The 3,053-nt window shown below is 62.5% G+C and carries 4 protein-coding genes; 3 read left to right on the top strand and 1 reads right to left on the bottom strand.

Annotated features, from left to right (window positions below; all coding sequences use genetic code 11):
* Window positions 1-364 precede the first annotated feature (364 nt).
* Window positions 365-862: an RT0821/Lpp0805 family surface protein gene (locus tag AC5JJ6_RS06465; protein WP_496041251.1), complete on the bottom strand. Its 498-nt coding sequence runs from the start codon at window positions 860-862 to the stop codon at window positions 365-367.
* A 26-nt stretch (window positions 863-888) separates the two neighbouring features.
* Here AC5JJ6_RS06465 and AC5JJ6_RS06460 point away from each other — a divergent pair, with 26 nt between their 5' ends.
* From AC5JJ6_RS06460 to AC5JJ6_RS06450, 3 genes are all read left to right on the top strand, one after another.
* A complete protein-coding gene (locus AC5JJ6_RS06460; protein ID WP_496041250.1) occupies window positions 889-1,083 on the top strand; it encodes a hypothetical protein in 195 nt (64 codons plus the stop codon).
* A gap of 220 nt (window positions 1,084-1,303) precedes the next feature.
* On the top strand, window positions 1,304-1,747 hold the full coding sequence (locus AC5JJ6_RS06455; protein WP_496041249.1) for a methylglyoxal synthase: 444 nt from the start codon (window positions 1,304-1,306) through the stop codon (window positions 1,745-1,747).
* A 239-nt stretch (window positions 1,748-1,986) separates the two neighbouring features.
* Window positions 1,987-3,053: IS66 family transposase (locus AC5JJ6_RS06450; RefSeq protein ID WP_496041248.1), on the top strand; the 1,067-nt coding region annotated here is incomplete at its 3' end.

Raw genomic sequence — 3,053 nt, 5'->3', positions numbered from 1 at the left:
ATCGCATTCCTGCTCTGCTATCTGAGCACTGCGCAACTCTATATCGGCCAAGCGTATCCATAGCCTTCGCAGGATAAGATCGTCTGCCCGCGATGCCTCAAGCAGGGCCCGGTTACGCCTCCGGAGAGCTGATCTCGCCATCTCACGGTGGCTTTCGATGATCTGAAGAGCCTTCCTGTGTGGTGATCTTGCCATGGTGGATTTCTAATTGGGTTGTGGCGCGAGGTTGTTCGGGTCGAGGAACCACAGGTAGTGGCGGGATGACCGGCGTCACTGTATCTGCAGTGCGCCGGGCCTAAAGCTATCCCGGCCCCCTGACGGGATGGTTGTGAGCCGAAGCCTCCGGCCAAGCTGATCCGAAGTACTAGCCGACGATCTGCCAGGAACCGTCCTGCTGCTGACACGCTCTCCCGGTACCCTGCTGGGGGCGGCCGTTAACGTAGATGGTTTGCTGGAACTCGCGACAGTACTGGCCGGTCTGAGGATTGCGGCCCTCTCGGATCGGTGTGATGCTGCCGGAGTTGCCGCTGTCGGGGTTCTCCCACTGAATCTGCTGACCAACCGGAGCCGCATAGGCGCGCTGCTCGGCCTGTGAGGCGTAGTCGGTATCCTTGTCACTGAGGGCGGCAACAGCACGGTTGCCCAGAAAAGCTCCGAGAAGCGTACCAGCCGCAGTTGCCGCGAGGCGTCCCTTGCCGCCCCCGATCTGTGAGCCCAGCAGGCCACCGGCGCCCGCACCGCCCAGGGTTCCAAGGGTCGAACTGTCACACGCCGTTACGGAGACCAGCGATGCGCACATGGCAATCACCAAAACGATTTTTCGCACTATGCACCCCAACGTGATGGTTGTCAGGGCGGTCAACAGCCAAGTCGGCGTTTCAAGCCGGCTTGAGCAACCTGATTTCTGGAAATTCGGATTTGGGCGCCTCAGTCATTTTGATCGAGCATGGTGATGTAGACGAGGTCGGTGGTTTGAAACGCGACGAGTTTTCCGTAGCTAGGCTTATTTCCATTGGATCTTTCCCGATGACGGGACTCGGCTGCCCGGCACGATTCGGCAGCTATTCCCCACAAGCACGCTGACATGGTGAGGACCGACCTCGTTGAAAACCGCCTGTTTTGGAATAAAGGATGACGTAACGAAAATGCGATCGTGCGTCGCACACATCGCCAGCCATTCCCTTGGATCCGTTGCAATTCCACCAGCAAAGGCATGAAGAGGCGTAACACCGGCTTGGCACCGCGGTTTACGGCTTCAAGGAACCGACACCCCTTTATCCGCCCTCGCTGAGCCGGAGATATGATGGAAGACTCGAAGCGAATCGCCCTGGTCGCCCATGACTCCATGAAGGACGAACTCCTCGCCTGGGTGCGGCACAACGCTGAAACCCTCAAGACCCACCGGTTCTGGTCCACTGGGACAACCGGGTCCAAGATCAAGGAAGCATGTCCCGAACTCCAGGTCATTACCCTGAAGTCCGGCCCGCTGGGCGGCGATCAGCAGATCGGTGCCATGATCGCCGACGGTGCTCTCGATATCCTGCTGTTCTTCACCGACGCCCTGTCGCCCCACCCGCACGACGCTGATGTCCAGGCGCTCACGCGCCTATCGACGCTCTACAATGTTGCCCTGGCGACTAACCGAACGACTGCTGACTTCCTGATCACTTCACCTTTCTTCGGGAAGGCATTCCAACCCACCGGCGGCGGCGACGGGCAACCCGCTCATCCGAGCGTGCAGAATTGAAATACCGCTCATAGACGTCAGGGGCCGGATCTCCTCCGTAGTGAGGCGACTCAGGCGTTCTTGGAAAATGGAGATAAGGGTGCTCAAGGATTTGGCGCTCCCGCACCGTACTCGTTCACCTCCCCTCCCATTGACGGTGTATCGCGGGGAATCGGTCTGGCGATATGAGGGTAGCATTACCCGGCCGGTTCTGATTCTATGGCGGTATGACGCGCAAGGGGCCTGTTGATCTTTCCGGCATGGACCGCCGCTTCTTCGAGGGGCTGAGCCCGGAAGCCCGGGTTGAGCTGCTGTGTCGCCTGCATGCGCTGGCGATCGAGCAGGCCGAGAAGCTGGCCCGGGACTCGACCAACTCGTCGCGGCCGCCGTCGTCCGACGGCCCCTTCGGCCCGGCATCGGGTATCTCGACTGGCGCGTTTCCGCCCGCGCCATCGGCCTCACCCTCCGCACCGGAACCGCCAGCCCACTCCGGTCGCAAGCCCGGCAAGCAGCGCGGCACCAAGGGGATCTGGCGGTGCGAGCCTCTTCAGGCCGAGCGTGACGAGAACCATCACCCAACCCTCTGCGCCGCGTGCGCCACGCCGTTCGAGATGTGGGACCGCCAGGCCGGTCACAGCGCCCACTTCGTGCTCGACCTGGAGCGCACGGCCGGCGGCATCCGGATCGCCTGCGTCCTGCACCGCTATCATGCGACCGTCTGCGCCTGCGGTGTCCGGACTGCCGCGCGGCCCGGCATTGGTGTGCTCTCCACGATGCCGGGACGCTCGCGCGATCTGCTGCTGAGTGAAGCCTGTCTGGTCGGTCCCGCCTTGGCCACGTTCATCGCCGCCCTGTCGGTGCGCTACCACGTGTCACGTGCCAAGATCCGCGAGTTCCTGGCCGTCTGGTTCGGCGTGCCGCTCTCGATCGGTACGCTCGACCGCTGCATCCAGGAAGTCGGCATCGCCTGCGAGCCGGTCGTGGAGGATCTGCTCGACGATCTGCGCCAAGCCGGCGTGATCCATGCCGACGAGACGCCGTGGAAGCAGCACGGCCGCCTGCGCTGGCTGTGGGTCGTGCTGTCGTCGAGCACCGCCATCTTCCATATCGGGTCACGCCAGGGTGATGAGATCCGCGACCTGATCGGCGACGCCTTCCTGGGCTGGCTGGTCAGCGATGGCTACGCCGCATACCGGTCGTTCAAGAAGCGACAGAGGTGTTTGGCCCATCTGATCCGCAAAGGCATCGCTCTGGCCGGCGGGCTCAACCCCATGGGCGTCAACTTCGGCGACTGGCTGCTGCGCGAGATGCGCGGCCTGATCCACGC

The sequence above is a fragment of the Skermanella sp. genome (assembly GCF_059503625.1).
The sequence above is the reverse complement of the archived record's forward strand: the minus strand, read 5'-3'. Positions and strand labels throughout refer to the sequence as shown.